The following is a 4,402-nucleotide window of genomic DNA, read 5'->3' on the forward strand; positions in this document are numbered from 1 at the left end:
GATTTGGTACTTCATTCATGGCTACAATGCAGAGTTAGACAGGATTTGAGCTTCACCACTACTTCCATATCACTACCAATTCTATTAACCAAGCTACTTCCTCTTGAGATTTTACGAAACTAGCTTGATTAGCAATAAACTGACATCCAAGCTCCTTGAATTGAAAGCGAAGTTTCTGTGAATAAGCTTTTAATTCTTTTGAATCATTTAAGATTTGCTGAGCTACCATATCTGGCAAAATAGCTGTGTTGGCGATCGCCTCTTCTACCTCTGGTTTCTTTGCTGGGATGGCGCGACCGGAAGTAGCATTGAATGGTGCAGCTAAAGACTCGCTGACTGAAACTTGCCGATCGAGTGCTTCACCTTGCGTAATCTTTTGCTGGGGTAATCTCTTGCTGGTGCGGGGCGAGTGCGCGGCACAATTCTTTGTTTGTTTGTTCTAATTCTTGCTCTAGAGCTTGTATTTGTTGCTGCTTATGAAGTAACTCTGCTCCTAGATGTTCTACCATTCGATGTAAAGACTCCATCTGTTCGCGGAGAATCTCTACTTGTTCGCGGAGAATCTCTACCCCTGCTGAAGTAGATATTGATGATAGTTTTATGTTGGTATCAATTGAATGCTCTACATCAAATGCAGCCATAGTTACATTCTATCTGCCTTAAGGCTTGGGTTAGTACAACTGTTTTAGTATAAGCAATCGCTAGATAATTTAGCATTATCTTCCTTGTACGGGCTACTATCAGACGAATGGGATTTACAACTAATGGATTTACAAGTTCTGAGTTATTCTGGCTCCTTTTTACAATGTTGATATTTGAGTTATTCATGCAGAATTACAACGATGAAATAACTGAAAAATTTAAATGCGATCGCACTATTTACTGGTCTGAGATCGAGTTAATAATTACGGAATAACATTAAATTTTATTGACGATCGCTCAAATGATGAAACAGACAATAGCACTATTTACCTTAGTCCTGACTCAATCACTGTCGGCAGACGTTACAGGTAACGCTTCTACCCACACTTCTACAATTCATGCTAGTGCTGCCACAGTCCAGCTCGTACCTGCTAATATACAACAAAAATCCGATCGCTTGGGTTGGGACGAACAGATTTGGGGTCAAGGTAAAAAAGGCGATCGCCAAGCTTTACTCAAAGCGATCGATAACAGTTTGCGATATTTGCGATCGCCGCAAGCAATTGCAGCTTATCAACAGTATCCCCTACGCGAGATTACCCGCGAGCGCGTCTGGCGTAGTTTAGTGCGATTTCGCCAGTTGGTGATTAACTCCCACTCTCCAGAACAACTACAAGCCGCCGTTCAGCAAGAATTTGAACTGTATCAATTTCCGACACAAGATGGTAAGAGTGAGGTACTATTTACTGCATACTACGAGCCAATCTATCCTGCTAGCCGCGTTAAAACGGCTGAATATCGCTATCCTCTTTATCGACTCCCACCCGACTTTGCTTCGTGGACTGAACCCCATCCTACCAGAGCTGAATTAGAAGGCGAGAACGGTTTATTGGGAGCGAAAAGTCGGCTGCACGGACGAGAACTGGTTTGGCTGCGCGATCGCCTAGAAGCCTTTCTAGTTCACATCCAAGGCTCGGCACGCCTGCACCTGACAGATGGTAGTATCATGACTGTCGGTTATGCCGGAAAAACTGAGTTTCCTTATACCAGTATTGGCAAAGAACTGATTAAAGATGGCAAACTTCCCGCCGATGGGTTAACTCTACCTGCTGTATTGCAATACTTTCGCCAACACCCAGCAGAATTAAATACATATCTACCCCGCTATCGTACATTTGTCTTTTTTCAACCCACAAACAACGCTGCACCTCACGGATATCTGGGAGTACCAGTCACAGCCGAGCGATCGATCGCCACAGATAAATCACTTACGCCGCCTGGTGCTTTAGCGCTGATTCATACTCAAATTCCTTATTTCGATCGGCAAGGACAGCTAGAACAGCGTACTGTTAGCCGCTACGTCCTCAATCAAGACACGGGTAGCGCCATCAAAGGAGCGGGTAGAGTCGATTACTTTATGGGAACAGGCGATCTAGCCGCAAAGCGTGCTGGAGTTACAGTCAGTAACGGACAACTTTATTATTTGTTGTTAAAGGGAGCGCACGAGCAGGGAGAAGAGAGCTGAGGGAGCGATCGGGAGCTGAGAAAGCTGAGGGAGAAAAACCACGCACTACGCACTACTAATTATTGCGTTGCCTGTGCCAATTCCTGCCGAAATAAATTTAAATCTATTTGAGGATTGCCAGTATTAGTTAATAGGCGATCGCGCCATGCGGTAATCCGCTCTTGCCTTTCTTTCAAACGAGCTAAGACATGATTATTATACTTAAGATTTGTTCCTTGGAGTGCAGATAAACGATTAACCTGACTAATAATTTGACCTAGCTCGCGATTCATTTTAACTGTAGTACAGGCTGTAATCTGATTGATGTTAGGATTAGAACTTGTAGGAGGTTGAGGTCGATTTTCTGTTAGTTGAATTGTTGTATATTTTTCTGCTTCGATTTTCCCTTGTGTCCGTTCAAAAGCAGTATTGAATTCATTGGCATCGCGCGCTAGAAAATACTCACCTCCGCCAGCTTCAGCTATGGCTTGCAACTGCTGCTGCGTGGTTTCGTTTTCATCTAAGCCAATTACATTTACCGTAATTTCTGCCGGAGAATTGTGTAGTTCTCTGGCTATTGCTACAGCATCACCATTACAATTGTCTGTCCCATCAGTAATTAAATAAATAATATTTTGATTGCTAGCACCATCGCGATCGCTTAGAATATCGTTTAATCTTGATAGACTTGCCGTTATTGGTTTATAAATTGGTTGAAACTCAGCCTCTGAGGTGGGTTCGTTGGCTGGTGCTAAAATTAAGCTGCTCAACTGTATTAGGGAATACATAGTTTCGCTAGCAGCACATACAGTAGTTGGATCTGTTGTTGCATCGGCGCTACGATCGCCAAATAGATTAACTCCAACTTGAGTTGTAGAAGGAAATGTACTGACAAAACGAGCGATCGCAGCTTTAGCAATGTCGAATTTTGTAGTACCGCCACCTGTAAACACTCGCATAGAATCAGAAGCGTCTAACACAAATATTTTATTCTGCTGCTTCATTTTAGTAATTTTTTCTGTGGGATCTACCTTAGAAGCATTTGAGTTCGTAACCGCATCGAGATTAACTGATACAGGCTCTAAACACTCTTGATAATTTTCCCCATATTGCGCCAATAGCTGCTGGTAATAGGCTTCTGCTGCATACGGATCTTCGGTAGATCGATCTGGTTGGATTAAGTTTGTCTTGATTTCTGTAGTCTGAGTAGTAGAAGTTACATCAGAATTATTTGCGTAATTGTTCTCTTCAGCATCGCAGCCGCTGATGGCAAGCGATAAAGGGATTAATACTAAAAGTAGTGAAGCGCAAACTGTTTTTATTTTCATAATCTATCTTTGACTTACTACTTATATTTTTTGATACTTATATTGCAAGTCCTGTTGCAAGTTTACTATGGCGATCGCCCTAAGTTTGTTTATTTTTATCATTTTACTTTTTGACTGCGACTGGAGAGATCCCCCCAACCCCCCTATTTAAGGGGGGCTATAGAAGCTTTTCTAAAACCAAATTTGAGTGAAAGACACGACGTGCAACTTTCTTTGGTTTTCCCTTTTCCCAAAGGGGGGTAGTGGGGATCTGGCGAGGAGGTAACTGAGTTTTTCGCTCCTTCAACCCCCTGAAAAAGGGGGGCGACAGAAGAGCGTCTAGAAGATAATTTTAGAGAAATGGTATGAGGATAACAATTCTCGGAAATTGGGAATTATAAGTTCGTATCATCATGAGTCAGGCTTTCCAGTTACTTGTGACGACACATTTCTCAAAACTTCAAAAAATGCCTAGAAAATACGACTTTTAGGAATGAGACAGAAACGCTTAACTCGCCCCCAGCATTTACGAACAGTCAAAATAGCTTTATTTGTATTTTTACTAGTTTTTGGGCTTGTTTTATTTCAAATATTCAAACCCAAAACACACTTAGGAATCACTCAACCGCTTCCTCAAGACTCTGCTATTCAAGTTTATTTTAATCAAAATCAAGCCGCTTCTTATCAAGATCCTTATCGGCATTTTATGCGTTTAGGGGACAATTTAGAACAACAAGCGATCGATGCCATATCTCAAGCTCAATCGTCAATAGATTTAGCAGTGATGGAATTTCGACTTCCTCTGGTTGCAAAAGCACTCGTTGCTAAACAGAAAGCAGGTGTAAAAGTCAGACTAATAATTGATAGTCAATAGAGCAATTCCTAGTCTACTGAGGTACGATTAATAGTAATGTTGTGTATTCTGCCCAGATAAAAATGAAGGCATACT

4 protein-coding genes are annotated in these 4,402 nt (G+C 41.8%); 2 read left to right on the plus strand and 2 right to left on the minus strand.

Annotation, left to right across the window (positions count from 1 at the left end; all coding sequences use genetic code 11):
• Positions 1 to 359: 359 nt before the first annotated feature.
• Positions 360 to 641, minus strand: coding sequence for a hypothetical protein (locus DSM107010_RS36950; RefSeq protein WP_106170265.1), 282 nt, complete (start codon positions 639 to 641; stop codon positions 360 to 362).
• 302 nt (positions 642 to 943) lie between these two features.
• On the opposite strand from DSM107010_RS36950, the gene mltA reads away from it, so the two are divergent.
• The gene (gene mltA / locus DSM107010_RS36955; protein ID WP_106170263.1) at positions 944 to 2,167 is read left to right on the plus strand and encodes a murein transglycosylase A; all 1,224 of its coding nucleotides are present in this window, start codon (positions 944 to 946) and stop codon (positions 2,165 to 2,167) included.
• Between the two features lie 59 nt (positions 2,168 to 2,226).
• Here mltA and DSM107010_RS36960 read toward each other — a convergent pair whose 3' ends face one another.
• On the minus strand, positions 2,227 to 3,474 hold the full coding sequence (locus DSM107010_RS36960; RefSeq protein ID WP_106170261.1) for a vWA domain-containing protein: 1,248 nt from the start codon (positions 3,472 to 3,474) through the stop codon (positions 2,227 to 2,229).
• 472 nt (positions 3,475 to 3,946) lie between these two features.
• Between DSM107010_RS36960 and DSM107010_RS36965 the strand changes: the two genes are divergently transcribed.
• Positions 3,947 to 4,327 (plus strand): phospholipase D-like domain-containing protein, encoded by a 381-nt coding sequence (locus DSM107010_RS36965; protein WP_241994493.1) that lies wholly within the window; start codon positions 3,947 to 3,949, stop codon positions 4,325 to 4,327.
• The last annotated feature ends 75 nt before the right edge of the window (positions 4,328 to 4,402 follow it).

It is taken from the genome of Chroococcidiopsis cubana SAG 39.79 (assembly GCF_003991895.1).
Lineage (GTDB): Bacteria > Cyanobacteriota > Cyanobacteriia > Cyanobacteriales > Chroococcidiopsidaceae > Chroococcidiopsis > Chroococcidiopsis thermalis.